At 66.3% G+C, this 26,651-nt stretch carries 20 protein-coding genes; 16 read left to right on the forward strand and 4 right to left on the reverse strand.

Annotated features, from left to right (window positions below; all coding sequences use genetic code 11):
• Positions 1-170 precede the first annotated feature (170 nt).
• Together ACXR2W_RS01110 and ACXR2W_RS01115 are read right to left on the reverse strand one after the other, a co-directional pair.
• A complete protein-coding gene (locus tag ACXR2W_RS01110; protein WP_458812334.1) occupies positions 171-1,166 on the reverse strand; it encodes an NAD(P)H-dependent flavin oxidoreductase in 996 nt (331 codons plus the stop codon).
• Positions 1,167-1,284: 118 nt separating this feature from the next.
• The gene (locus ACXR2W_RS01115) at positions 1,285-2,118 is read right to left on the reverse strand and encodes an enoyl-CoA hydratase/isomerase family protein (protein WP_458812337.1); all 834 of its coding nucleotides are present in this window, start codon (positions 2,116-2,118) and stop codon (positions 1,285-1,287) included.
• A gap of 132 nt (positions 2,119-2,250) precedes the next feature.
• On the opposite strand from ACXR2W_RS01115, the gene ACXR2W_RS01120 reads away from it, so the two are divergent.
• The 3 genes from ACXR2W_RS01120 to mshC all read left to right on the forward strand — a co-directional run bounded on the left by ACXR2W_RS01120 (position 2,251) and on the right by mshC (position 5,872).
• A complete protein-coding gene (locus tag ACXR2W_RS01120) occupies positions 2,251-3,564 on the forward strand; it encodes a M20/M25/M40 family metallo-hydrolase (RefSeq protein WP_458812340.1) in 1,314 nt (437 codons plus the stop codon).
• A gap of 191 nt (positions 3,565-3,755) precedes the next feature.
• Complete coding sequence (locus ACXR2W_RS01125; protein WP_458812343.1) at positions 3,756-4,622, forward strand: undecaprenyl-diphosphate phosphatase; 867 nt, start codon at positions 3,756-3,758, stop codon at positions 4,620-4,622.
• Positions 4,619-5,872 (forward strand): cysteine--1-D-myo-inosityl 2-amino-2-deoxy-alpha-D-glucopyranoside ligase, encoded by a 1,254-nt coding sequence (mshC, locus tag ACXR2W_RS01130; RefSeq protein ID WP_458812346.1) that lies wholly within the window; start codon positions 4,619-4,621, stop codon positions 5,870-5,872. The genes ACXR2W_RS01125 and mshC overlap by 4 nt, the downstream gene beginning before the upstream one ends.
• A gap of 20 nt (positions 5,873-5,892) precedes the next feature.
• Here mshC and ACXR2W_RS01135 read toward each other — a convergent pair whose 3' ends face one another.
• Positions 5,893-6,984 carry a PAC2 family protein gene (locus ACXR2W_RS01135; protein WP_458812349.1) on the reverse strand — a complete coding sequence of 364 codons (1,092 nt, stop codon included), beginning with the start codon at positions 6,982-6,984 and terminating at the stop codon, positions 5,893-5,895.
• A gap of 94 nt (positions 6,985-7,078) precedes the next feature.
• Here ACXR2W_RS01135 and ACXR2W_RS01140 point away from each other — a divergent pair, with 94 nt between their 5' ends.
• The 10 genes from ACXR2W_RS01140 (at position 7,079) to ACXR2W_RS01185 (ending at position 18,971) form a co-directional block, all read left to right on the forward strand.
• Positions 7,079-7,807, forward strand: a complete 729-nt coding sequence (locus ACXR2W_RS01140) for an HAD family hydrolase (protein WP_458812352.1) — start codon at positions 7,079-7,081, stop codon at positions 7,805-7,807.
• A gap of 62 nt (positions 7,808-7,869) precedes the next feature.
• The gene (locus ACXR2W_RS01145) at positions 7,870-8,907 is read left to right on the forward strand and encodes a tRNA (adenine-N1)-methyltransferase (protein ID WP_458812622.1); all 1,038 of its coding nucleotides are present in this window, start codon (positions 7,870-7,872) and stop codon (positions 8,905-8,907) included.
• A gap of 69 nt (positions 8,908-8,976) precedes the next feature.
• Positions 8,977-9,897, forward strand: a complete 921-nt coding sequence (locus ACXR2W_RS01150; RefSeq protein ID WP_458812355.1) for a peptidylprolyl isomerase — start codon at positions 8,977-8,979, stop codon at positions 9,895-9,897.
• 11 nt (positions 9,898-9,908) lie between these two features.
• The gene (locus ACXR2W_RS01155; RefSeq protein ID WP_458812358.1) at positions 9,909-11,033 is read left to right on the forward strand and encodes a helix-turn-helix transcriptional regulator; all 1,125 of its coding nucleotides are present in this window, start codon (positions 9,909-9,911) and stop codon (positions 11,031-11,033) included.
• Complete coding sequence (locus ACXR2W_RS01160; protein WP_458812361.1) at positions 11,030-12,049, forward strand: helix-turn-helix transcriptional regulator; 1,020 nt, start codon at positions 11,030-11,032, stop codon at positions 12,047-12,049. Before ACXR2W_RS01155 ends, ACXR2W_RS01160 begins: the two co-directional genes overlap by 4 nt.
• Before the next feature lie 48 nt (positions 12,050-12,097).
• The gene (gene tatC, locus ACXR2W_RS01165) at positions 12,098-12,928 is read left to right on the forward strand and encodes a twin-arginine translocase subunit TatC (protein ID WP_458812364.1); all 831 of its coding nucleotides are present in this window, start codon (positions 12,098-12,100) and stop codon (positions 12,926-12,928) included.
• Complete coding sequence (locus ACXR2W_RS01170) at positions 12,925-15,252, forward strand: DEAD/DEAH box helicase (RefSeq protein ID WP_458812367.1); 2,328 nt, start codon at positions 12,925-12,927, stop codon at positions 15,250-15,252. Before tatC ends, ACXR2W_RS01170 begins: the two co-directional genes overlap by 4 nt.
• Positions 15,249-16,838, forward strand: coding sequence for an apolipoprotein N-acyltransferase (gene lnt / locus ACXR2W_RS01175; RefSeq protein ID WP_458812370.1), 1,590 nt, complete (start codon positions 15,249-15,251; stop codon positions 16,836-16,838). Before ACXR2W_RS01170 ends, lnt begins: the two co-directional genes overlap by 4 nt.
• 58 nt (positions 16,839-16,896) lie before the next feature.
• On the forward strand, positions 16,897-17,895 hold the full coding sequence (locus ACXR2W_RS01180; protein ID WP_458812373.1) for a DUF5819 family protein: 999 nt from the start codon (positions 16,897-16,899) through the stop codon (positions 17,893-17,895).
• The gene (locus ACXR2W_RS01185) at positions 17,892-18,971 is read left to right on the forward strand and encodes an HTTM domain-containing protein (RefSeq protein ID WP_458812376.1); all 1,080 of its coding nucleotides are present in this window, start codon (positions 17,892-17,894) and stop codon (positions 18,969-18,971) included. The genes ACXR2W_RS01180 and ACXR2W_RS01185 overlap by 4 nt, the downstream gene beginning before the upstream one ends.
• 17 nt (positions 18,972-18,988) lie before the next feature.
• Here the strand turns inward: ACXR2W_RS01185 and ACXR2W_RS01190 are convergent, their stop codons facing one another.
• Positions 18,989-19,348: an RNA polymerase-binding protein RbpA gene (locus ACXR2W_RS01190; protein WP_458812379.1), complete on the reverse strand. Its 360-nt coding sequence runs from the start codon at positions 19,346-19,348 to the stop codon at positions 18,989-18,991.
• A gap of 163 nt (positions 19,349-19,511) precedes the next feature.
• Here ACXR2W_RS01190 and ACXR2W_RS01195 point away from each other — a divergent pair, with 163 nt between their 5' ends.
• The 3 genes from ACXR2W_RS01195 to ACXR2W_RS01205 all read left to right on the forward strand — a co-directional run bounded on the left by ACXR2W_RS01195 (position 19,512) and on the right by ACXR2W_RS01205 (position 26,649).
• Positions 19,512-20,279 (forward strand): SDR family oxidoreductase, encoded by a 768-nt coding sequence (locus tag ACXR2W_RS01195; protein WP_458812382.1) that lies wholly within the window; start codon positions 19,512-19,514, stop codon positions 20,277-20,279.
• A gap of 330 nt (positions 20,280-20,609) precedes the next feature.
• Positions 20,610-25,211, forward strand: a complete 4,602-nt coding sequence (gene gltB / locus ACXR2W_RS01200) for a glutamate synthase large subunit (protein WP_458812385.1) — start codon at positions 20,610-20,612, stop codon at positions 25,209-25,211.
• Entirely contained in the window at positions 25,204-26,649 is a 1,446-nt protein-coding gene (locus tag ACXR2W_RS01205) for a glutamate synthase subunit beta (protein ID WP_458812388.1), read from the forward strand. Before gltB ends, ACXR2W_RS01205 begins: the two co-directional genes overlap by 8 nt.
• Positions 26,650-26,651 lie beyond the last annotated feature (2 nt).

Raw genomic sequence — 26,651 nt, forward strand, 5'->3', positions numbered from 1 at the left:
GGGTGTTATCAGGACCGATAACACCCACTTTTGGCCGCACGATGTCTGGGCGCCTGTCGTCGCGAGTCAGGGTGCGCCAATCTCACCGGTCAACTAGCGCCGAGAATGCGCGAGGGGCGGTGCAGAGAATACATTCTCTGCACCGCCCCTCGCGTGTGCTGGGTGCTGCGCTACGCCGGCTGCGAGACGGTAAGCAGCGACGACAGGCGGTCGCGTACGATGTCGCTGCCCTCGCGTACGATTCGTTCTATCAGCTCGGCGGTGGTGGGCACGTCGCCGATGAGCCCCTGCGTCTGGCCTGCCCACCAGACGCCGCCGTCGACCTCGCCGTTTTGCAGTGCGCGCTCGCGACCCCGGGCTCCCGAAGCGAGGTGCGCGATGTCTGCGAAGGTCGTGCCATCTTGCTGTTCAATCTCGATAATTTCGTCGGTGACGGCGTTCTTTGCCACGCGTGCCGAGTTGCGGAACTTACGAAACACGACGTTGGTCGAGCGCTCGGAGTTTGCGACGATCTGCTGCTTGATGTTCTCGTGCACGGGAGACTCTACCGTCGCCACAAAACGCGTGCCCATGTTGACGGCGTCGGCGCCGAGCGCGAGTGCGGCGATGAGGCCGCGCGCATCGGCGATGCCGCCCGACGCGATGATGGGAATGTGCAGCTGGTCGGCGGCCGCTGGGATCAGCACGAGGCCGCCGATGTCGTCTTCGCCCGGGTGACCCGCGCACTCAAAGCCGTCAATTGAGACGGCATCGACGCCAATGGACTGTGCCTTGAGTGCGTGGCGCACAGTGACTGCCTTGTGGATCACCTTGACACCGCCGGCCTTGAACCCCGGGAGGAAAGGCTCGGGGTTGTTGCCAGCGGTCTCGACGAACGGCACTCCGGCCTGCACGATCGCGTCGGCGTACTCGTCGTAGGGGACAGGGTTGATCGTCGGCAGCATTGTCAGGTTCACACCGAACGGCTTGTCGGTGAGGTCACGCGTACGCGCGATCTCGCGGGTCAGCTCCTCTGGTGTGGGCTGCGTGAGCGCAGACAGAAAACCCAGCGCACCGGCATTTGCGACGGCCGCGATGAGGGGAGCCCGGCCAACGGCCGTCATGCCGCCGCACACAATCGGGTGCTCGATGCCAAAGGTCTCGGTGAAGCGCGTATTGAAAGTCATAGATCCTCCTTGATCAGTGATGAACGCGTCCAACCTCCCATAACTGATTGGTTGGTCAATTAAAAATTGTAGCGCAGAACGCGCGTCGTGGCGCGACTATTTTTGATCGCGCGTCGGCTCAACGGCCGCTGAAGCGAGGTGTGCGCCGTTCGACGAATGCTGCGGCCGCTTCCCGGGCATCGGCCGAATATGCGCAACGCTTTTGTGCGAGTGACTCGCGGTCGAGGGCACGCGAGAAATCGGGATCGCGCTGCATCGTCAAGCGTTTCAGCGTGCCGAGCGCCAGCGGTGCTTTCGACGCCAGTGAGGCTGCGAGCGTTGCGGTGTGGCTCTCGAGCTCATCGGGGGAGACCACGTGTGACACCAGCCCTATCGCGTGAGCTTCTTCGGCCGATACTTTCGGGTTGAGTAAAAATAGGGACTTCGCGCGTGCCTCGCCCAGAAGCTCGGTGAGTAGCCACAACCCGCCAAAATCGCTCGCGAGCGCGGCGTCAAGAAAGGCGGTGCGAAACACGGCCGAAGTCGCGGCGACGCGCAGGTCGCAGGCGGCGGCCAACGACAGCCCTGCCCCAGCGCACGGGCCCGCGATGGCCGCGATGGACACCTGGCTGCTGCCGCGCAGCAGCTCCGAAACGAGGGCGTGCCGTCTCAGCACCGCGGCAGACTCCTCGATGCTCAGGTGGGCCGGGGCAAACTCGCCCGCCGCAAACTCGGGCAGGTCGCCACCCACGCTAAACACGGTATCGCCGCCGGTGACGATGAGCACCCGCACCGACGTCTCACCCGTCGCAGCTTCAACGGCCTCAAGTAGGCAGTCCATGAAGTGGGTGGTGAACGAATTGCGGCGCTGGGTCGCTCGAAGCTCGATCGTTGCCACGCCGCCCGCGACACGCAGCCGCACCTCTTCGGGGCCGGTCTGGGGAAACGAGCGGGTGGAAGTGGCAGTGGTCATCGGTGACACTCATTTCTTATCGCTGACGTAAACAGCGCGACAAAATTGAATCGCGTGTCAATTATGGTTCATGGGGTCGTGCTGCGCCACAGCTGCCGCAAAAAAAGGCACGGATCCGGCTACGCTGGAGGCATGAGCCAAGACACGAGCGCGCTGAAGCTCTCAGAGACCGCGCGCATTGCGCGCGATTTGATCCGGATCGACACCTCCAACCGCGGCGAGGGCGATGCGAACCCCGAAAGGCCCGCGGCCGAGTATGTCGCCGCGTACCTCGAGAACCTGGGCCTTGAGCCACAGATCTTTGAGTCGGCGCCGGGGCGCGCGAGTGTCGTCGCACGAGTCACGGGCGCGCAGCCCGAGCTGCCAGCGCTTGTGCTGCACGGGCACCTCGACGTCGTACCCGCAGACCCCGAGGGGTGGAGCGTCGACCCGTTCGAGGGCGTCATTAAAGACGGGATGCTGTGGGGGCGCGGCGCCGTCGATATGAAAGACATGGACGCCATGATCCTCACCGCGACGGCAGAGATTTTGCGGGCGGGCGACAAGCCACGCCGCGACGTGATCCTCGCGTTCTTCGCAGACGAAGAGGCGGGCGGGGTCTACGGGTCAAGCTACCTCGTCGACAACCACCCCGAGCTGTTTGCAGGCGCTGGCACCGCGATCAGCGAGGTGGGCGGCTATTCCATCGACGTTGAGGGGCAGCGCGCCTACCTCATTCAGACGGGTGAGAAAGCGCTCGACTGGATCAGGCTGCGGGCCCGCGGTACGGCCGCCCACGGTTCACGCGTGTGGCACGATAACGCCGTCACCAGGCTCGCCGAGGCGATCGCTGCGCTCGGCCGACACGAGTGGCCGCTCGCGCTGTGCAACACAACGCGTGACCTCATCGATGAGCTCGCGAAGCTTCTGGGTGAAGACCCGCAGACCGTCGACCCCGAAACACTCGTGCTGCGCCTGGGTAAGGGCGGTGGATTTATTCAGGCGAGCCTGCGCAACACGAGCAACCCGACGGTGCTCACAGCGGGGTACAAACACAATGTGATTCCCGACACGGCCGAGGCGCTCGTGGATGTGCGGTCGCTGCCGGGCGAGCAGGCCACGATTCTCGAGCGCGTACAACAGATTGTGGGCGACGACATTGAGATCGAGCGCGTGCACTCCGACGTCGGACTCGAGGTGCCCTTTGAAGGCGAGCTGATCGACGCGATGACGGCGAGCCTCAAGCGGCACGACCCCGAAGCGCGCGTGTTGCCCTACCTGCTCTCGGGCGGCACCGATAACAAGTCGCTCTCGCGGCTCGGGATCACGGGTTACGGTTTCGCACCGCTCAGGCTGCCCGCCGACCTCGACTTTCCCGGCATGTTTCACGGGGTCGACGAGCGTGTGCCCTTGGACGCGCTCGACTTTGGCCACGACGTGCTCGTCGATTTGCTGCGCAGCTACTAGGTGTTTTGTCGCGCAGCTCATAGGCATTTTGCCGCGCAGCTCGCGGGCGCAGGCCTGCTGAACACCCCGCGGTTCAGTGTGCGCCCGCCGCGGGTGGGCTAGTCTGGTGCGCGGCCATAACACCAGCCAAACGCCGCCTGCGCACACTGGACGAAGGCGGCGACGCGTGCACAGCGCGCTGAAAGGACACGATGGGAATCTTCGAGGCGATCCTCCTCGGCATCATTCAGGGGCTCACCGAGTTCTTGCCGGTTTCGTCGAGCGCGCACCTGCGCGTCGCGAGCGAACTCATGGGCATTGGCGACGCGGGCGCCGCGTTCACCGCGATCACACAGCTGGGCACGGAGGCCGCCGTCGTGGTGTTCTTCTGGCGCGACATCACCCGCATCATCGGTGCCTGGTTCAAGTCGCTCACGGGCAAGCTACCGCGCAAAGACCCCGACGCACTGATGGGCTGGTGGATCATCGTGGGTACGGTGCCCATCGTTGTGCTCGGTCTCGTGTTTCAAGACCACATCGAGACGACCCTGCGTTCGCTCTGGTTTACCGCGATCACGCTCATCGTGTTCGGCCTGCTGCTGGGGCTCGCAGACCGTGTTGGTCGCAAGCAGCGCGACATTAAGGATCTGACGTGGAAGCGTGGTCTGGCGTACGGCTTCGCGCAGGCGCTCGCCCTCATTCCTGGCGTCTCGCGTTCGGGTGGCACGATCACCGCGGGCCTGCTCATGGGTTACAAGCGCGAGGCGGCCGCCCGCTACTCGTTCTTGCTTGCGATTCCGGCCGTGTTTGGCTCGGGTTTCTACCAGCTGTTTAAGGTCTTGAAGTCGCCCACCGACACGACGCCCATGGGCCTCACTGCTATCGCCACGGTTGTCGCATTCGGCATCGCCCTCGTCGTGATCGGGCTGTTCATGAAGTACATTTCGAAGCGCAGCTTCATGCCGTTTGTCGTGTACCGCGTGCTGCTCGGCATTGTCATCATCGTGCTGCTCGCCACCGGCGTGCTGACCGCCGAGGGCGGCACGGCTATCGCTCAAACCGCTGGAGGCGCACTGTGAGAACCTGGACCCCGCCCGAGATTCCCGAGCTGCCCGGCGTAGGCACCGTGCCCAAGCTGTTCAACACGGCCACCGGCCGGCTCGAACACCCCGCGATTGCCGACGGGCGGGCACTGCTCTACGTGTGCGGCATCACACCGTACGATGCGACGCATCTCGGCCACGCTTTCACGTACCTCGCATTTGACATCATGCAGCGCGCCTGGCGCGACGCCGGCATCGAGACCGTCTACGCGCAAAACATCACCGACATCGACGACCCGCTGCTCGAGCGCGCGAACGACACCGGCGTCGATTGGCGCCAGCTCGCCGACGACCAGATCGGCCTATTCCGCTCTGACATGCACCGCATGGGCATGATTCCTCCCGAGCACTACATTGCGGTCACCGAACACATCGACGAGATCGCGCAGGCCGTATTCGAGTTGCAAGAGCGCGGTCTCGCCTACACCGTCCCCACCGCAGACGCCCTCCACCCGGGCAGCGAAGACGTGTACTTCGACTCGGCCGCCGCCGAGCGCGAGTCGCAGTGGCGCCTGGGTGATGTGGCGCCCTACGACTACGCCGAGATGCTCAAGCTGAGCGCCGAGCGCGGCGGCGACCCGCAGCGGCCGGGTAAGCGCGGCGGCCTCGACCCGCTGCTGTGGCGCGCGGCACGCGCGGGCGAGCCCAGCTGGGAGAGCCCGGTGGGCGCAGGCCGCCCCGGCTGGCACATTGAGTGCTCGGTCATCGCGACGGGCGCGCTCGGCGGCGCATTCACGGTGCAGGGCGGCGGTAGCGACCTCATTTTTCCGCACCACGAGTACACGGCCGCGCACGCGACCGCGCTGTCGGGCACGCCGCTCGCGCACGCCTACTGCCACGCGGGCCTCGTCGGGTACCACGGCCACAAGATGTCAAAGTCGCGCGGCAACCTTGTCTTCGTGTCGAAGCTGCTCGACGGCGGCGCATGCCCGTCCGCGATCCGCCTGGGGCTGCTCGCGCACCACTACCGTGCAGAGTGGGAATGGCACGACAGCGACCTCGACACCGCCACGCGCAGGCTCGAGGCCTGGCGCGCGGGCTTAGAGCGCACGGGGGACGATCCGGCGCAGGCTACGACGGTGCTGGGGCAGCTGCGTGCCGCCCTCGCGAACGACCTCGACACGACCGTGATGCTCGCGACGCTCGATGCTGCGCTCGATCGCGGGGTCGATGATCCCGCGCTCATTCGCAGCGCGGTGCTCGCGCTGCTGGGCGTCGAGCTCTAGCGCGCCGAGGGCGTAGAGCTCTAGCGCCCCGAGGGCTGCGGCCCAGCCTCCTCGGGGCCCTGATCCTGCTCCGGATCGGGGCCCCGATCTCGAGCCGGATCGGGGCCCGCCGCGGCATCGCGGGGGTGCGGGGCGCCGGGAAAGATCTCGCCGGGCACAGCTCCCAAGAGCTTCTCGAACTCGAGCGCGATGGCGTCGCCCGTGGTGCCGGCGGCCAGCGCCTCGTCGCGCGCGCGTTCGAGCGTGCGAATGTACTGTGACATTTCTTCGTCACCGTCGGCGATGCGGTTGATGTGGGACTCCCAGTCGTTGGACTGGGCGAGCAGCTCGCCGCGGGGGATCACAACGTCGAGCAGCTCTTCAAGCTTGTCGAGCAGCGCGAGGGTCGCCTTGGGTGAGGGCGCCGAGTGCACGTAGTGGGGCACCTGGGCCCACAGCGACATCGTCGGCACGTCTGCGGCAGTGAGGGCCATCTCGATCACCGTCATAATGCCGACGGGGCCCTCGTAGCCGCTAAGCTCGGCGCCGCTTGCCTCGCGCAGTTTGGCGTTCTCAGACGTAATAGTCGTGGCGATCTGACGCGAGTGCGGCGCCTCTGCGTACATTGACCCGATGAGAATCACGGTGTCGATTGCCCAGGTGTCGACCAAATCAACGATTTCTTCGGCGAAATCCTGCCAGTGGTAGGCGGGCTCGTAACCGGCGAGCAGGTACACCTCGGTGACCGGTGAGCCGTCAATGCGGCGCACACGCTCGTCATCGGCGGGTTTCTGGGCAGGTTCGTCGGGCTGCTCCGCGGGGAGCTCATCTGCTGTGTCGACGGGCCGTTCGACCGGCTGCGCTACGGGCCAGTCGTCAGCCGGGCGGGCGACGGGCCCAAATAAGCGGGTGTCGGGCCACTCGAGCGACCTAGCCCCGCCAGGCGCCCGGGTGAGCTTGGGGCGATGCGCCTGAAAGTCAATGAATCCCGAAGCCCCAATGGTGTGCAGCGGCTCGGCGCCGAGCAGCCCCGCTAGGTGCTGCAGCGTGTCGGTGGCGGCTTCTCCCGCATCACCCCAGCCCTGAAATGCGGCGAGCAGCACGCGCGGGGTGGGGCGAAGGGTATCTGTCACTCGAGGCTCCTGAAGTTTGGTGGTGTCGCAGCCCGCACGATCGGGTGTGGGGCCGCACCCAGGATACCGGCCCGAGGTCGGTAGACTGTTGCGGATGATCAAGACAAGCATTGACGACGCACCCGCCGCGGTGCTGTGGGACATGGACGGCACCCTGATCGACTCCGAGCCGCTGTGGCTCGATGTCGAGGTAGAAATGCTCGAACGATTTGGGCTTGAGCTGACCGAAGAGGTGCGTAACCAGCTCATCGGCTCGGGGCTGCGCGCCGCCGCCCGCATGTTTCAGGGGCTCGGCGTCGCCATGACCGAAGACGAGATCATCGCCGAGTGGACCCGCGGTGTCATCGCGGGCCTCGCAGCCAGCGAGCCCGAATGGCGCCCGGGAGCCGTCGAGCTGCTGGCGAGTCTACGTGAGCAGGGGATCCCCAGCGCGCTCGTCACCATGTCGGTGCGGCCCATCGCAGACGCCGTGATCGCGCTGCTGCCCGAGGGCACCTTTGAAGCTGTCATCGCGGGCGACGAAGTGAAGTTCGAGAAACCACACCCCGAGCCCTACCACCTGGGGGCTCGCGCACTCGGTGTACCCATTGAAGCCTGCGTGGCGCTTGAAGACTCGGTGCCCGGCGTCACCTCGGCGCGCGCTTCGGGCGCCGTCGCGATTGGTATTCCCAACCTGCTGGCGCTCGATTCCGCGCCCGCCCACGAAGTGTGGCCCACTCTCGACGGCCACTCTGCCCACACTCTTGCGCAGCGCTATCGCGCTGTTCGCGACACCCACCCTTTGAACGCCGGCGCACCAGCCGGGACAGGAGAAACCGCGTGAGCGACCAGACCCCCAACACCGAGGCGGCCCAAGCACCCGCAGCACCAGAGTCGGCAGCGGGGATTCTCGCCCTGCGCGGCCCGCTCGGGTTTGGTGATCGCGTACAGCTGACCGGCCCCAAGGGCAGGCTCAACACGATTACGCTCGTGCCCGGCGGCGAGTTTCACAGTCACAAGGGCATGATCAAGCACGAGGAGATCGTGGGCAGGCCCGACGCGTCAGTGCTTGTCAACAACACGGGCGAAGAGTACCTGGCCATGCGCCCGCTGCTGTCTGACTTTGTGATGTCGATGCCACGCGGGGCCGCGATCGTGTACCCGAAGGACGCTGCGCAGATTCTGTCACTCGCAGACATTTTCCCCGGTGCCCGCGTGGTCGAAGCCGGCGTCGGTTCGGGTGCGCTGTCGCTGCACCTACTGCGCGGCATCGGCGAGACGGGTCGCCTGTTCTCGTTCGAACGCCGCGAAGAGTTCGCCGACGTCGCGCGCGCTAACGCAGCCGCCTTCTTGGGCGGTGCGCCGAAGAACTGGTCGGTGACGGTCGGTGACCTGCAAGAAACTCTGCCGAGCTCGTGTGAGCCGGGCAGCATCGACCGCGTGGTGCTCGACATGCTCGCACCCTGGGAGTGTGTTGACGTGGCCGCCGACGCCCTCGCGCCCGGCGGTGTGCTGATTTGCTATGTCGCCACCGTCACCCAGTTGTCGCGCACGGCAGAGGAGATCCGGCGCAGCGGGCTCTTTACCCACCCACAATCGTCAGAGACGATGGTGCGTGGATGGCACGTTGAAGGACTCGCGGTGCGACCCGACCATCGCATGGTCGCGCACACGGGCTTTCTCATCACCGCGCGCAGGCTCGCGCCGGGGACACAGCTGCCGCAGCTCAAGCGCCGCGCATCGAAGACTGAGTTCTCAGATGCAGATATGGGCACCTGGCTGCCCGATCTCGCGCCCGGCGCAGACGCAACTGACACCTGGACCCCCGAGGCCATCGGGCAGTGGTCGAAGAGCGACAAGATTCTGCGCAAGAAGGCGCGTGAAGCGGTCAAGCTTGCCGAAGAGCGGGGGGCGCTGCCCACGAATCCCGACGCGGGCGAGTAGTCCGTCATGTTGCACAGCCTCGGTTCGATAGGATGGCCGAGTTCCCACAGGTTTCTGCGAGAGGTACCCATGCTTCGTCGAGTCATTCCCGCCACCGCAGTGTCTGCGCTGCTCATCGCCGGGATCACCGGTTGTAGCGCGCAGCAGGCAGCGCCAGACTGCACCCCCGGTATGCAACCGGGCGCTCTGAGCGACAATGTCACGGTTGACGGTGGTTTTGATGCTGCACCCGCGATGCAGGTACCTGGTGACATCACCATCGAAACGTCGCAGCGCACCGTCATCGATGAGGCGAGCGACCGCTCGGTCGTGGCGGGCGAGCAGTCACTCGTGGGCGTCAACATGGCGTTCTTTGATTCGGCGACCGGTGAGCAGATTTACCAGAGCCCCGCATTTGGTTCGGCCGCCTCGCCCGAGTTTTTGCTCGTGGACGAAGCGCAGTCGAACCCGCTGAGCGAGTCGGTGCGCTGCCTCGCCGCGGGTGACCGCGCCGTGCTCGCGCTGGGTCCCGCCGAGGGCGCACAGCTTTCGGCGCAGCTGGGCGGCAGCGGTCAGGGCAGCGTCGTCGGCATTGTTGACGTGCAGTCGGTGAGCCCCCTCGCTGTGCAGGGCAAGACGCAGGGGCTGCCCAACGGCTACCCCGCTGTTGTTACGAACGACGAGGGTCGGCCGGGCGTCGTGCTGCCCCCGCGCGAGGCGCCCCAGGGCACCACGTCGGCGGTGCGCATCGCGGGCACCGGCGCCGAGGTCACGGCAGACAACAACGTGATCGCGCAGCTGCTCGAGGTTGGCTGGGACGGCCAGGAACGCACCAACACGTGGGAGACTGGCCTCATGGGCCTGGGCAACGAAGAGCAGATCGCGCAGTCTGGCTTCACGTACCGCGCAGCTCTCACCGGCCAGCAGGTGGGCTCGCAGGTCGTCGTCATCGAAAACCTCGAAGAGGGCACGCCCCGCGTGCTCGTCATCGACATTCTCGGCGTCAACTAGGCGGCCTCACAGTGTCGGCGCGCGAGCGGGTGCCGAGCGAGCAACGGCTATTTAGCCTCGTGCTCGCGCTCGTGGTGAGCCCTTCTGGCGTCACCAAACGTGACCTGCTGCGGTCGGTGCACGGTTACGCCGACCGCTACGAGTTTGGCGGGTTAAACGCCTCGCTCGAGCGGCAGTTCGAGCGCGATAAGGAGCAACTGCGCGCCCTCGGCATTCATGTCGAGACCCGCGACTCGCCCCTCGAGCCCGGCAATAACCAGCTCACGCGCTACCGCATTTCGAAGCACAGGCTGCAGTTTCCGGCCGGTTTGCGATTTGACGCGCACGAGCTCACCCTGCTGCGGCTCGCCGCGATCGCGTGGAGCGAGGGCAGCATGAGCGAGGGTTCGCGCCACGCCGTGGTGAAACTCGAGGCGCTCGGCGCAGGCCTCGATGTGCGGCACCTGGGCGTCGCCCCCAAGCTGGGCCCGATCGAGCCGGGGGCTGGCGACCTGCAGCGCGCAATCGATGCGGGGCGTACGGTGTCGTTCGATTACACGAATCCCGGGCGCGACGCCCCGCACCCGCGTCGCGTCGCCCCGCTCGCGCTGCATCGCGCCCACGGCCGCTGGCACCTGCTCGGCTGGGACCTTGAGCGCGATGCCGCCCGGGTCTTCTTGCTGGCCCGGATCTCGGGGCCGGTGCGGCGTGAGCGTTCAGCGATCGGTGCCCACCTGCGTGAGATGAGCACCCAGATCACGGCCCGCTTGATCACCGAGCTGGGTGAACTGGCCGCGAAGCAGCAGGCACAGTTGCGCGTGCGGGCAGACTCTGTGGCCGAAGCCCGGCTCCGCGCCCTGCAGGGCGCCCGCGACAGCACCTGCGACGGCACCTGCGACGATGGCGCGCTTGAACCGGGTGAACCTGGCGAACCTGTTGAACCAGCCCGCGACCGAATGATCGAGGTGCCGTATCTTGATGCACACCTGCTTGCCGCTCAGCTGGTCGAATACGGGCCTGACGTTGCCGTCGTGTCGCCCCCTGAGCTGCGCACGCTCGTTGTTGACGCACTGCGCGCTATCACCGCGGCGCACGCTGGAACGCCTGGGGCGACGCCACAACGCGACGCGTCACACCAGAAAGGGGCCGCAGAGTGAGCACGAGACGATCGGGTAAGCCCGCGAGCCCCAGCAAACACACGAAATCCACTGCGCCGCCCGCCGCGACAGCGGCTGACCGTGTCGTAATGCTGCTGTCGCTCGTCGGTTACCTGAGTGAGCGCGACTTTGTGCCTGTCGCAGAGCTCGCGAAGCGGTTTGGGATCACCCCGACCGAGGTGCGCGAGCTGATGCTGTTTCTTGGCACGGCGGGCGTGCCGGGCGACACCGAGCGATATCAACATGAAGACCTCTTTGACATTGACTGGGACGCCCTCGAAGAGCGCGACGAGGCGCGGCTCACCCGCGTGATCGCGGTTGACGAGGCGCCGCGCTTCGCACCCGCAGAAACCGCGGCGCTCATCGCGGGGCTGCACGCGCTCGAACCCGTTCTGCCCGCGGCCGACGCCGAACGTGCCCGTACGCTCTCGCACAAGCTCGCTCAGGCTCTCGGTACGCCCGCCGCATCGCTCTCCCTCGAACAAGACCATCAAGATCCGCGCATGGCGCTCATCGTTGAGGCGCTGCGCGACGAAGCGACGCTTCGTTTTTGTTACCGCGACGCAGCGGGCCACGTCTCAGAGCGTGTGGTGAAGCCGCTTGCACTCGACCAAGACGGCGATGCGTGGTACCTGCGGGGCTTCTGCCTCACGAGGCAGGCTGAGCGCAGCTTTCGTGTCGCGCAGATGTCTGAGGTGGGTGTCGCCGGTGAAGGGGAGAAGACTACACAAAGGCAGACGCCAGCGAACGCGCCAGGCACCGCTTCTACCGGCACGTACGAGCTGATCGCCACCGTGCCAAGCGAGGCGCTTACGGCCCTGAGTAGCTTTGCCCCGCGTGTCATTGAAGAAAGCGCTGCGGGCAGGCTTCGGGTGGCCATCGACGCGTGGCACAGCGGGCTCCCGCTGCAGCTCATGCGCATCGCGCCGGGCCGCATCGTGATCGAGTCGCCGCCCCGTGCTCGTATGGCGGTGCACGATTGGGCCAGCCGCGCCCTCGCCGCATACGACGCATGATCGCGCAGTCTGGAGTGGCCACCCCGGTCGCTGGGATACACTGAACTAATGGCAACTAAGGCGCGCCAGGGGCGCAATTCCGAGGGGCGCATGAGCCTCGGCCAGCACCTTGTTGAACTGCGTAAGCGTCTCATGATCGCGGCGATCGCGATCGCGGTGGCACTCGTGGCGGGCTGGCTGCTGTCGCCCTTCGTGTGGGACATGCTGCGTCTGCCGATCGAGAAGCTCGGCGATCAGGGCCGCGAAGCAATGATCACTTACGGGGATATCACCGGGGCCTTTGACACGAAGGTGCAAATCTCGCTGTTCATTGCGATCCTGATCGCGTCGCCCGTGTGGCTATACCAGGTCTGGGCGTTCTTGGCCCCGGGCCTGACGCGACGCGAGAAGCTGTATGGCGTCGCTTTCTTGGGCGCCGCCGTGCCGCTGTTTCTTGGCGGCGCCTTTGCAGGGTGGATGGTGCTGCCCAACATCGTGCGGCTCATGGCGAGCTTTCAGCCCGATCAAGACGCGTTCTTCTTGAACGCGCGCAACTACCTAGACTTTGCGATCAAACTGCTTCTCGCCGTAGGAATCGGCTTCGTCATGCCCGTGCTGCTCGTGTTGCTCAACTTCATCGGAGTGCTGCGAGGCCAGTCGATTCTGAAGAGCTGGCGCGTCGCTATCTTGTGCATCATCTTGTTCGCGGGCATCGCAACGCCCGCCGCCGACCTGATGAGCATGTTCTTGCTGGCCGCCCCCATGGTGCTGCTGTACTTCATTGCAGCGGGTATCGCGATTCTGCACGACCGCCGGGCCGATAAACGCGCGGCCAAGGAACTCGCCGAGTACGACCTCGACGAGCAGGCACACGACGCACGAACCGAGGGCACAGCGTGAGCGACACACCGGTAGCAGGGCCGCTCGCGCCCGCACAAACCGCACTCGAACAGTTCGAACGTCGACTGCCCTACGGTCTCGACGCGTTTCAACGTGAAGCCTGCGCGCGCTTGGAAGAGGGCCGCAGCGTACTCGTGGCCGCCCCCACCGGATCCGGCAAGACGACGATCGCAGAGTTCGCGGTGTTTCTGGCGCGCCGCGAGAGAGACGCCCGCATTATTTACACCGCCCCCATCAAGGCGCTGTCGAACCAGAAGTTTCACGAGCTGTGCGCGCAGTACGGCGAAGACGAGGTGGGGCTGCTCACGGGCGACGTCAACCTGCGCGGCGACGCCCCCATCGTGGTCATGACGACCGAGGTGCTGCGCAACATGATCTACGCCGACGGTGTAGATGCGGCCAAGGCCTTCAGCGGCGATCAAGGCGGTGCCCCCGCCAGCGGCGAGCGTACGGGCCGGCTGGCAGACCTCGACTTTGTGGTGCTCGACGAGGTGCACTTTCTGGGCGACAGGTTTCGCGGGGCGGTCTGGGAGGAGATCATCTTGCACCTGCCGCGCCACGTACGCCTCGTGGGGCTGTCTGCGACGGTGTCGAACGCCGAGGAGTTTGGCGACTGGATGCACGCGGTGCGCGGTGACACCGATGTGATCCTGTCAGAGCATCGGCCCGTGCCGCTCTACCAGCACGTGCTCACGAGCAAGCAGCTGGCACCCCTGTTTGTGGGCCGCGACGGTGAAATTGCCGCCCGAGGCAAAATTAACCCCGAGCTGAGACAGCTCGAGGGCGCCGGGCGCGGCCGCGGCGGCCGGGGCGACCGCTCGCGGGGTAGGCCCCCCGTGCGCCGCACGCGGCGCATTTCGCGCGCAGACATCGCGCGCGCGCTCGACGAGACGAGCCTGCTGCCCGCGATCGTGTTCGTGTTTAGCCGCAACGGTTGCGACCAGGCGGTGCGCCAGTGCCTGTTTGAGGGGATCTCGCTGACGAACCGCGAGGAGCGCGCCGAGATTCGCGCCCGCGCCCGCGAAGCCGTCGCCGATATGAGTGACGAAGAACGCCGCGTCCTTGGTGTGCGCGAGTGGCTCGCGGGGCTCGAGCGCGGTGTCGCCGCCCACCACGCAGGTCTCTTGCCCACGTTCAAGACCGTCGTTGAAGAGTTGTTTCAGCGTCGCCTCGTGAAGCTCGTGTTCGCGACAGAAACCCTCGCCCTCGGCATTAACATGCCCGCGCGCGCGGTCGTCATCGAACGGCTTGACAAGTTCAACGGCGAAAGCCGCGTGCCGCTCACCTCGGGGGAGTACACGCAGCTCACTGGCCGCGCCGGCCGCCGTGGCATCGACGTCGAGGGGCACGCGGTGGTCGTCTGGCACGAAGCGGTCGAACTCGATGAGCTCGCGCACCTCGCCGGCGCCAGATCGTTTCCGGTGCGCTCGAGCTTTCGCCCCACCCCCAACATGGCGGTGAACCTGCTCGAGCGCATGAGCGCCGAGAAGGTGCGCGAGACGCTCGAGCTGTCGTTTGCGCAGTTTCAGACCGACCGGGCTGTTGTGGGGGAGGCGCGCGAACTGCGTGCCATGCAGGACTCCCTCAGCGGCTATGACGCGGCCGTAGCACGGGCAAACGGTAACGATCAAAAGCGTTGGGAAGACCGCGCACGCAAGCTGCGCCGCAAACTTGAGCGCGGCAGGCGCCAGATCGCCGCCCGCACCGGCACTATCTCGCGCACGTTCGACCGTGTGGTCGCACTGCTCACCGAGCTCGGCTACCTCGAGGGCCGGGCGCAAGATCCGCGGGTCACCGAGTGGGGGCAGCTGCTGCGCCGCATCTACGGCGACCGTGACCTGCTCGTCGCCGAAGCGCTGCGCGAAGACGCGTTTGCCGGTCTCGATACGGCGGGCCTTGCGGCGATGTGCTGCGTGCTCAGTTATGAGCCGCGCCGCGACGACGAGGGCGAAGCGAGGCTGCCGGGCGGCGCACCGTTCGCGCACGCCTACGACCGGGTGCTTGAGATTTGGGAGCGGCTCGACGACCTCGCAGACCGCCACCGGCTGCAGCGCACCGAGATGCCGCACGCCGGGCTCGCAGCGACGATGCACGGTTGGTCGAGCGGCCAGCCCATCGAAGTGCTGCTCGAATCGGCAGGCATAGGCGCGGGCGATTTTGTGCGCTGGGCGAAGCAGACGATCGACCTGCTCGACCAGATTGCGCAGGCCTGCGAGAACGCGACGGGCGCGGACTACGACAGGCTTCACGCTCTTGGTACGCAGGCACGGGCCGCGAAGCGGTCGATCCGGCGTGGCATCGTCGAATCCTCGAGCGGCGCGTGACCGGCGCCGTGAGCCGCGCCGTGAGCAGCGGCGCGCTGCGCTGGTGGCTTGCCTGGCCCGCGGGGCTCGCGGGCGGGCTGCTGCTCGACGCCGCGACGCCGGGGCTCGCCTGGTGGTGGGCCGCTTTCCCGGCCGTCACCCTGATACTTGCGGCGCTGTGGCGCCAGCGCTCGTGGGACGCCCTCGGTATTGGGGCGGTCGCGGGGGCGGCGTTCTGGTTGCCGCACATCTCGTGGCTCACGCTCTATCTCGGCCCGGTGCCCTGGCTGGCCCTGAGCTCACTGATGATCGCCTGGTACGGCCTCTTTGGGGCGGCCGCCTCGTTCGTGACGCGCAAGCTGCCGGGCATCGCGTGGCCAGCGCTCGCGGTCGCGGGGCTGTGGGTTGCGCGCGAACAGCTTCAGGGTCTCGTGCCCTACGGCGGCTTTGCGTGGGGACGCCTCGCCCACACGCAGGCGAGCGGGCCGCTGCTGCAGTCGGTTTCGTGGCTCGGATTCGCGGGGCTCACGGGTCTCGTCGCGTTCGTGTGCGCGGCCGCATGCGCCGCGCTGTTCTGGCTGCGTGACGCGCGCGCTCTCGCGCCGGATCGCGCCCGCCGCCGCGCAGGCGTCTGGTGTGCGGGCGCGCTCGCACTCGTTGTGCTCGCCGCTCTCGTGCCACCAGCTCCCGCCGCACGTGACGGAGAGCTGCGGGTCGCTGCGGTCCAGGGCAACTCAAAGTCGGCCATCTTCGATGACCGTGAATCGGGGTCGGTGCTCGCCGATCACATCGAAGCGACCGAGCGGCTGCTCGACGAGCTTGAAGCGCAAGATGAACGGGTCGACGTGATTGTCTGGCCCGAAAACAGCGCCGAGTTTGCGCTCGGCGATAACGTGCTCGGTAGCCAACGAGTGGCGCAACTAGCCAAGCGGGCTGACGCACCCATCGTCGTGGGCTCGATTCTGCGCGACCCCGGTGAGATCTACACCAACAGCACCCTCGTGTGGGAAGCAGACGGGCCGCTTGAGCAGCGGTACGACAAACGCTACCCGGTGCCGTTCGCCGAGTACATGCCCAACCGCGACTTCTTTCGTGCACTCGCGCCAGAGCTCGTAGACCTCGTGCAGCTCGACTACTCGGCGGGCGAGCGGCCCGCGGCGTTCAGCATCGATACCGCGGCAGGCGCGGTGCGGGCGGGCCTCGCGATCTGTTTTGACATTATCTTTGACCAGCAGGCCGTTGCGATGATGCATGACGGCGCTGAGGTGATCTTCGCGCAGACCAACAACGCTGACTTTGGGCGCACCGACGAGAGCGCGCAGCAGCTTGCGATCGCGCGGCTGCGCGCCGTCGAGACGGGCCGGGCGCTCGTCAACATTTCAACGGTCGGCACGAGTGCAATCGTGCTGCCCGACGGCAGCGACGCGGCCTCACTCACCCCGTTCACCTCGGCCGCCATGGTGGCTGAGGTGCCGCTCACACAGGGCAACACCCCAGCGTCACAGTGGGGCGGTCTGATCGCGGCGCTGTGGTGTGTGCTCGGCGCAGCCGGCCTTGCGGTTTCGGCGACGAGTGTCGCGACGAAGCTGCGCAACGCCGCAGGTTAGCGCGCGAGGGCTGTGCGCGCTGTGTACGCTGGCTGAGAAGCGAGTGATAGGGGGAACCATGAGCGACGACACAGCAACCGCGCCGCCAGGGACGGTGACCGAAACCATTGATGAACCGGCAGAACCGGCAGAACCGGCAGAACCGACAGAACTGACTGATCCAGCAGATCCGGTAGAGCGGGCAGAGGCAGCGAACCCGGTAGAACCGGCAGCGACAACAGCGTCCACTGGGGCGGCCGAGACGAACCAAGAGACCAGGCAGAGCGCGCCTGCACGCACGGTGAAACCGTGGGTGCGTGTGCTTGCTGGCCTGGCCACAGTGCTGACCGCGTGGCAGGTGTTCGCCTCATTCCTGTGGATCGCACCCTACTCGCCACTGCGCGAGGTGGTGCCGGGCAACATGCTCACGTCGTACATGATTCCATTTTTTGGCCAGTCGTGGAGTGTCTTCGCTCCCGAACCTATCAACGGCGACTACCACTTCAACGTGCGCGCCATCGTCGAAGAAGACGGCCAAGACGTCGAGACCGGCTGGGTGAGTGCGACCGATGTTGAACTCTCAATGATCGAATACAACCTTTTTCCGCCTCGCGCGGGTATCCAGTCGTCTGAGGTCGCGTCAAAGTACAAGGGCGCCTACGATGCTCTCGGCCAGGGGCAGAAGCAGACGGTGGCGAGCGCGTTTACGAGCGAGAACTGGGAGAGCGAGCTGCGCGAAGCGCTGCTGGCTGGCTCGATCGAAGGCGACGGCACCGATCTGCTCGGCGATGATGCTGATGAGGCGGCGATCGAAGAACTGATCGCGCAAGAGCATCTGTCGACGGCGTACGCCACACAGGTCGCGCGAGCGATCTGGGGCGATGAAGTGAAACAGGTGCAGTTTCGTGTGAGTCGACAGAACATCATTCCGTTCGCCGAGCGGCACACGCCCGGGGCAGAGCGCCCGGCCCCCATGATGACCGAGTCTGGCCTACGCGCGCTCACCACCGAGCCCGGGCAAAACGACGCGAACTTCGGCCGCACCTTCCGTGCGCAGTTCGAGAGGATCACACAGTGAGCGCACCACGCACAAATAACCCCATCGTTCGCCTGGGCGTATTCGCGGGCTCCGTGATTGGCGGGGTCTGGAATGCGGTACTCGACGGCCTGGGCGCCGCTATCGAGTGGTGTGACAAGTGGCTCTTTGACGGCAAGAAGGCACTCTACGGTCTCGCAGTCACTCGTATCGTGTTCGGTCTCGCTATGCTCGGGCTGCTGCTGTCAAACTTTGGCACGCGGCTGTACACGTTCGGGTCGGGCTCCGCCTGGAACAGCGAGATTGCTCAGCCGATCAGCGACTTTCCCAACATCTGGTTGTTCAGTCTGTTTAACAAGGTGGCGGCAAACGACGCCCTGTTCACTACGTGCTATCTCGTGCTGATCGGCCTCGCTGTGCTGTTTATTCTCGGCTGGCGGGTGCGCATCGTGCTACCGCTGTTCTTCATCGGCTGGGTGAGCTTCATCGAGATGAATGACATGGTGGGTGACCAGAGCGACAACATGCAGCGCATCGCTATGATCCTGCTCTTGTTTGCTGACCCCGCCGCGCGCTGGTCGCTTGACGCTCGCCGCAGGGCGAAGCGGGGGGAGTGGTTCCCGCAAGGGTCCGGCCCCAAGCAGCTTGGCACAGCGCTGCACAATCTCGCGCTCGTCGCACTTGTCGCGCAGGTGTCGTTCGTTTACGTTTCTGGTGGGCTCTACAAAGCGCAGGGCGCACCGTGGGCGGGCGGTTGGGCGGTCTATGACCCGCTGCACACCATGCGGTTTGGCACCTGGCCGATCCTCTCTGACCTGCTGACCACGTGGGGGCCCGCGGTTACGATCGCCGCGTGGGGCTCGATTCTCATTCAGATCGGATTTCCGCTGATGCTGCTCACGCGCCCGACACGGCTTGTGGCGCTCGCGGGGATCTTGAGTTTTCACATCGCGATCGGTGTGGTGATGGGTCTGCCCTGGTTCTCGCTCACGATGATCGCGATTGACGCGATCTTCATTCGCGACCGCTCGTGGCTGAGGTTGAGTGCCGGTACGAAGAGGCGATGGCGCGAATCAATAAAACCGGCGCCCGCGGCCGTGGCCGCGAGCGCCGAGTAGCAGGCGTGCCCGGTGCGCTACTTCTTGGAGCCGCGCCGGGCACGCAGCAGTTTTAGTCTCTCTTCGAGCAGCTCTTCGAGCTCCTCGATCGAGCGGCGTTCGATCAGCATGTCCCACGGGGTGCGATGTGAAGCAGCCTTATCTTCAAACTCGGCGCGTGCAGTGCGGCCCGCATCGTCATCAAGAAACCCGAGCTCGCCCGACTTCTGCTCGTACCACTCTGCGGGGGGCTCAGCATCGGCGTCAAACATCACGGTGAATCTCACGCCGCGCTCGGTGAGGTACTCGACGCCGCGACGCGGAGAAAGCTTGACGCCCTCCTCTCCCTGCAGACTCGTCGCGCCTATGCGTGAACCTCGAAGCGTACGATCGGCCATGTCGGACCTCCTAGCCTCGGACGCGGTGTGCGTCCTTTGCCGTTTGTTGCAGCGTACTCGCATCGACGCAGAAGCGGTAGGCCCCAGGCGTCGGCCAGGGATGCTGGCATGCGCCGTCCACTAGTCTTGAAGCGACGTGAACCAAAAAAATGAGGAGTTTTCGGTGACACAGATTCTTGAAGCTGGCAGTCTCGCTGGCAAGCGTGCCCTCGTCACGGGGTCATCCCGCGGAGTGGGCGCCGACACCGTGCGCTACTTTGCCGAGGCCGGCGCAAACGTCGTCGTGAACTTTCGCAATAAGGCCCCCCGGGCCGAGAAGCTCGCCACGCAGCTGCGTGAGCTTGGCGTCGAAGCCCTGGTGCAGGGGGCGGACCTGACCGATGCCGCGTCGCTCGACGGGATGATGGGCGCGGTGCGCGAGGCCTTCGGCGGTCTCGATATCCTCGTGCTCAACGCATCGGGAGGCATGGAGGGCGGCATGGCTGAGGACTACGCCCTCAAGCTCAACCGTGATGCGCAGCTCGCTGTGCTCGACGCTGCGCTGCCGCTCATGAGCGAGGGTGGGCGCGTCGTGTTCGTCACGAGCCACCAGGCTCACTTTATTAACACGACCCCCACGATGCCCGAGTACGAGCCCGTCGCCCGCTCGAAGCGCGCGGGCGAAGACGCGCTGCGAGAGCGGATCCCCGCGCTCGCAGAGCGCGGCATCGACCTCGTGGTCGTGTCGGGCGACATGATCGAGGGCACGGTCACCGCGACCCTGCTGAATCGCCTCAGCCCCGGCGCGATTGAAGACCGACGTGCGCAGGCTGGTCGACTGTACAACGTGGCCGAGTTTGCCGCCGAGGTTGCTCTCGCCGCGGTTGAGCCGGTGCCCGCAGACAATACCCGCCTCGTTGGCGATGTGGCGAGCTTCGGCGTCGCCGAGTAATCCTTCGGCGCAGCCCGCCCACCGAGATGGGTGTGGCGACCCGCTCCTGGCGTGTTCTCGAAGGTTTCGAGAACACGCCAGGAGTGTTTCGGGGTCGTTACAGTTTTGAGCGCCGTTCGGCTCACGACGTCAATCGTCGAATAATCTTCACATAAACAAAGGCTACGCGCTTTTAATGCGCGATCGTTGGCAAAACTGGTCAACCGGCCGAATTTTCTGGTGTTACTGTGGCATTCCCGCTGACGTGCCTCGCCGCGACACCGACGTCCTGAGCGCCGCGCCAGCCCCACACCGGGCCGCCGCAGTCCCACCACCAGAAGGGGGACGGCGATGACTGTCGACCCAGCACGAATGCCGCGTCAACCGGGTGCGCGCCAAGGCTTGTATGACCCGCACGACGAGCGAGATGCCTGTGGGCTCGCGGCAGTCGTATCGCTCACGGGCGCAGCATCGCACGAGACGGTGCGGCTCGCGCTCTCGGCCCTTGAACACCTCGAGCACCGCGGAGCCGTGGGCTCCGACGCGGGCACCGGAGACGGCGCTGGCATTCTCGCCGACGTCCCTGACGCACTGATCCGGTGCGAGCTTGCACTCCACCACCCCGGTGCCACCCTGCCGCCCGCGCGTGGCTACCTCGCGGGTCTCGCGTTTCTGCCGCAGGGCGCGGCAGAGCGCCGCGCGATGCGATACCGGATCGAGGCGATCGCCGCCGAGGAGGGTCTGAGCCTCGTGGCCTGGCGTGAGGTGCCTACGCGGCCCGAAGGGCTTGGTGTTGCGGCGGCCGGGGCGGCCCCGCACATCTCGCAACTGATTCTTGCGCCCGAGGGTGCGCCGCCGGGCGAAGCTGCTCTAGAGCGTCGAGCGTTTCGTGCGCGTAAGCGCATTGGCCACGAGACCGGCTGCTATCTGCCGTCGCTTGGTGCGCGCACGATCGTGTACAAGGGCATGGTGACGACGCTGCAGCTGCCCGTGTTTTACCCCGATCTCACTGACGAGCGATTCACCAGTCGATTCGCCATCGTGCACTCGCGGTACTCAACCAACACGTTTCCGTCGTGGCACCTCGCACAGCCGTTGCGCATGGTGGCGCACAACGGCGAGATCAACACCGTACGCGGCAACCGCAACTGGATGCGGGCACGTGAGGCTCAGCTTGAGTCTGAAGTGCTGGGCGATGTACGCCAGTTGCTGCCCATCTGTTCAGAAGGCGGCAGCGACTCGGCGAGCTTCGACGAAGTAGTCGAACTGCTGGTACGCGCGGGGCGGTCGCTGCCACACGCGCTCGCAATGATGGTGCCCGAAGCGTGGGAGAACGAGCCGAGCCTCGACCCGGGCCTCGTCGATTTCCTTGAGTACCACTCGCTCGTGATGGAGCCGTGGGACGGCCCCGCGGCGATGGTCGCCACCGACGGCGAAGAGCTCGTCGCGTTGACCGACCGCAACGGGTTGCGCCCCGGCCGCACACTCGAAACGCACGACGGACTGCTCGTCATCGCAAGCGAGACCGGAGTGCTCGACATCGCGCCCGAGCGCGTAGCGCGCCGCGGCCGGTTGCGCCCGGGCCGCATGCTGGCAGTACAGCTCGAGACCGGCCGGGTACGAGAAGACGCCGAGGTCAAGGCCGAGCTTGCGGCCCAGGCGCCCTGGGGGTCCTGGCTGAGTGAGGGACGGATCCGGCTCGCCGATGAACCCGAGCGTGAGCCGCTCATGCACCCACAGGCGTCGATTGTGCGCCGCCAGCGCACGTTTGGCTACACAGAAGAAGAGGTGCGGTTGCTCATCGAACCGATGGCGCGCACCGGCATAGAACCGATCGCCGCCATGGGCACCGACACCCCCATCGCGGTGTTGGCCGAGCGCCCCCGGCTGCTGTTCGACTACTTCGTGCAGCAGTTTGCGCAGGTCACGAACCCGCCGCTCGACGCCTTGCGCGAGGAGCTTGTGACGAGCCTACGCGCCGGAATGGGGCCGCAACTGAACCTGCTCACCCAGTCGGCCGAGCACGCACGCCAGGTGGTCCTCGACTTTCCCGTGATCGACGGTGACCTGCTCGCCCGCATTCAACACTTTGGGGAGGACCCGCTCACCGAGCGCACCGTCACGATTCGGGGACTGTACCCCGTCGATTACGGTTCACGGGGGCTGGCCGAGCGCGTGGAAGAGATGTGCCGAGAGGCGAGCGCGGCCGTGGCCGCGGGCGCCGAGTTCGTGGTGATCTCAGACCGTGACTCGAACAAAGACCTCGCGCCCATCCCGTCGCTGCTCGCGGTGTCGGCCGTGCACCACCACCTGATCCGCACGGGTGAGCGTATGCGGGTCGCGCTCATCGCGGAGGCGGGCGACGTGCGCGAAGTGCACCACGTGGCCGCGCTCATCGGCTACGGTGCGGCGGCGGTGAACCCCTACCTCGCAATGGAAACCGTGGGGCTCGCCGTGCGCGACGGGGTGATCGAGGGGCTCACCGAGGCCGAGGCTACCGCGCGCCTGATCCGGGCCCTCGGCAAGGGCATGCTCAAGATTATGAGCAAGATGGGCATCTCCACCGTGGCGTCGTACTGCGGAGCCCAGGCATTTGAAGCGATCGGGCTGAACAGCGAGATCGTCGAACGCTATTTCGCGGGCACCGCGACGAAGCTCGGTGGCGTCGGCCTCGACGTGCTCGCGGCCGAGGTTGCAGCGCGCCACCGCGCCGCCTACCCCGACGATGCCGCCCCGCTTGCTCACAAGCGGCTCGAAACGGGCGGCGAGTACCGGTTTCGACGCGGCGAAGCGCCCCACCTGTTCGACCCCGAGACGATCTTCAAGCTGCAGCACGCGACCAGCACGGGGCGGCGCGACCTGTTCGCACAGTACACGGCGCGCGTCAACGACCAAGCGTCGAAGCTCATGACGCTGCGCGGGCTGCTCACGTTCTCACCGCAGCGCCCCGTGGTCGACATCTCTGAGGTCGAACCCGCGACCGAGATCGTCAAGCGGTTCGCCACGGGTGCCATGAGCTACGGTTCGATCTCGCCCGAGGCGCACGAGACGCTCGCGATCGCGATGAACCGAATAGGCGGCAAGTCCAACACGGGCGAGGGCGGTGAAACGCCCGAGCGCCTCGAAGACCCCGAACGCTGCAGCAAGATCAAACAGGTCGCCTCCGGCCGGTTCGGGGTCACCAGCGCCTATCTCGTCAGCGCCGAAGAGATTCAGATTAAACTCGCGCAGGGCGCGAAGCCGGGGGAGGGCGGGCAACTACCGCCCACAAAGATGTACCCCTGGATCGCGCGTACCAGGCACGCGACCCCCGGCGTCGGGCTGATCTCGCCGCCCCCGCACCACGACATCTACTCGATCGAAGACCTGAAGCAGCTGATCTACGACCTGAAGCGCGCAAACCCTGCCGCACGCATTTCAACGAAGCTCGTGTCACAATCGGGCATCGGCCCCGTCGCCGCGGGAGTCGCGAAGGCGCTCTCGGACGTGATCTTGGTGTCGGGCCACGACGGCGGTACGGGCGCGAGCCCGATGAACTCGTTGAAGCACGCGGGTTCACCGTGGGAGCTGGGCCTCGTCGAGGCCCAGCAGACGCTCATGCTCAACGGGCTGCGCGAGCGTGTTGTGTTGCAGGTCGACGGGCGGCTCAAGACCGGCCGCGACGTCGTCATCGCGGCGCTGCTCGGCGCCGAAGAGTTTGGCTTCGCCACCGCCCCGCTTGTCGTCTCGGGCTGCATCATGATGCGCGCCTGCCACCTCGATACCTGCCCGGTGGGCGTCGCCACGCAGAATCCCGAGCTGCGCTCGCGGTTCACCGGCCAAGCCGACCACATCGTCAACTTCTTCATGTTCCTAGCTGAGGAGGTGCGGGAGCTGCTCGCCGACCTCGGCTACCGCACGCTCGACGAGGCGGTGGGTGACACGGCCGCCCTTGACGTCAACGAAGCGGTGCGGCACTGGAAGGCAGACGGCCTCGACCTGACACCGCTGCTGCACGGCCCAGACACGGGCGCCGCAGGCCGCCGGTTTCGAGTGGCGCAAGAACACGACGTCGAGCAGCACTTTGACGCTGGCCTGCTCGCAGACTGCGCGGGCGCGCTCGAACGGGGTGAGCCACGCATCTTCGACCTGCCGGTCGGCAACACTGACCGCGCGGTCGGCACGCTGCTGGGATCGGAGGTAACCCGGCGGTGGGGCGCTCAGGGCTTAGCGCCAGAAACCATCGACATCTCACTCACCGGGTCGGCTGGCCAGTCGCTCGGCGCGTTTCTGCCCGCCGGTATTACCCTGCGGCTGACCGGCGATGCCAACGACTATGTGGGCAAGGGCCTCTCGGGCGGTGAGATCGTCATCAGGCCGCACCCCGCGGAGGCAGCGAACGGCGCGGCAGGCACGATCGCGGGTAACGTGATCGGCTACGGCGCCACGAGCGGCCACCTGTGGATCTCAGGCGAGGTCGGTGAACGATTCCTCGTGCGAGGATCGGGCGCGACCGCGGTCGTGGAGGGGGTCGGTGACCACGCCCTCGAATACTTTACGGGCGGGTTCGCTCTCATCCTCGGGGCAACTGGCCGCAACCTCGGCGCGGGTATGTCGGGTGGTGAGGCCGTGGTGCTCGACCTAGACGAGACGCACGTGAATGCCCAAGAGCTTGGATCCGGATCCCTCTGGCTCAGAAACCTCGCGCAGCTGGAGGCTCGCGGGGATGGGGCCCTCGCGGCGCGCGTCGCGGGCCTCCTCACGCGGCACGTTGAACAAACCGGATCCGCAGCAGCACGCGCGCTGCTCACTCAGCTCGCTCGCGATCGCGCAGGCACCCTCGCTCGCTTTACCCACATTGTGCCGCGCGGTTATGCCCGCGTCATCGAGGTGCGTGAGCGGGCACACGCCGCGGGAATCGATCCTGATGGCGGCACAGTATGGACAGAGATTTTGGAGGCAACCCGTGGCTGACCCGCATGGATTTATGGATGTACGCGAGCGCGAGCTGGCGCCCAAACGACCGGTCGCCCTGCGGCTCCAAGACTGGCGAGAGGTTGTTGACCCGGCGAACCCTCAGGTTGTGGCGCGGCAAGCCTCACGCTGCATGGACTGCGGTGTCGCCTTCTGCCACCAGGGTTGCCCGCTGGGCAACCTGATTCCCGAGTGGAACGACCTCACGCACCGCGGGCGCGGGCGTGAAGCCGTCAATCGGCTCCACGAAACTAACAATTTCCCGGAGTTTACGGGCCGCGCCTGCCCGGCGCCGTGCGAGTCGGCGTGTGTGCTCGGCATCAACCAGCCCGCCGTCACGATCAAACAGATCGAGAACCACATCATCGATGAGGCGTTCGAGCGGGGCTGGGTTGCGCCCCACCCACCCGAGCGGCTCACCGGCAAACGCGTGGCAGTCGTGGGGTCTGGGCCAGCGGGGCTAGCGGCCGCGCAACAGCTGACGCGCGCGGGGCACACGGTTGTCGTGTTTGAACGCGACGAGGCGCCGGGCGGGCTTCTGCGATACGGCATTCCAGACTTTAAGCTCGAGAAGCAGCTGGTGGAGCGCCGTATTGCCCAGTTGCGTGCCGAGGGCACGCGGTTTCGCTGCGGCGTGCAGATCGGACACGACATGGGGTGGGCTGAGCTACGCCGCCGTTTTGACGCCGTGATCGTGGCGACGGGTGCCACGATCGCCCGCGAGCTGCCGATTGCGGGTCGACACCTGGCCGGCATTGAACATGCCATGACGTACCTGGGCGCGGCAAACCGGGCTGTGGTGGCTGGGGCGGCCACCGCGGTGCCCGCGCGGCTTAATGCCCGAGGCAAGCATGTCGTCGTGATCGGGGGCGGCGATACGGGTTCAGACTGTGTCGGTACGGCCCTGCGCCAGGGGGCCGTAAGTGTGACGAGCCTCGCGATTGGGCGTAAGCCCGCACGAGGCCGCACGGCCGAGCAACCCTGGCCCACTCACCCCCAACTTTTCGAGGTGTCGAGCTCGCACGAAGAGGGGGGTGCGCGCAAGTACCTGGCATCTACCGTTGGGTTTGAGGGCACTGAGCACGGTGTCACGGGGCTGCGTGTCGCCGAGACCGAGTTTACGTCGACTGGTCGCGCGCCGCGTGCGGGCACCGAGGTGCTCATAGCAGCCGATCTGATTCTGCTCGCACTGGGGTTTGTAGGATCTGAACCGGTGGCAGACCTCACGACGGGCCCCCGCGGCACACTGCTTCGCGGCGACGATTTCGCCACGACCGTACCCGGCATGTTTGTCGCGGGCGACGCGGGTCGGGGCCAGTCACTCATCGTGTGGGCGATTGCTGAAGGCCGTGCGGCCGCCGCAGCCGCCGACACGTTTCTTATGGGCGAAACAAGACTCCCGGCGCCGGTGCGTGCCAGTGACGTCGGCCTCAGCTGACG

The sequence above is a fragment of the Leucobacter faecis genome (assembly GCF_054456695.2).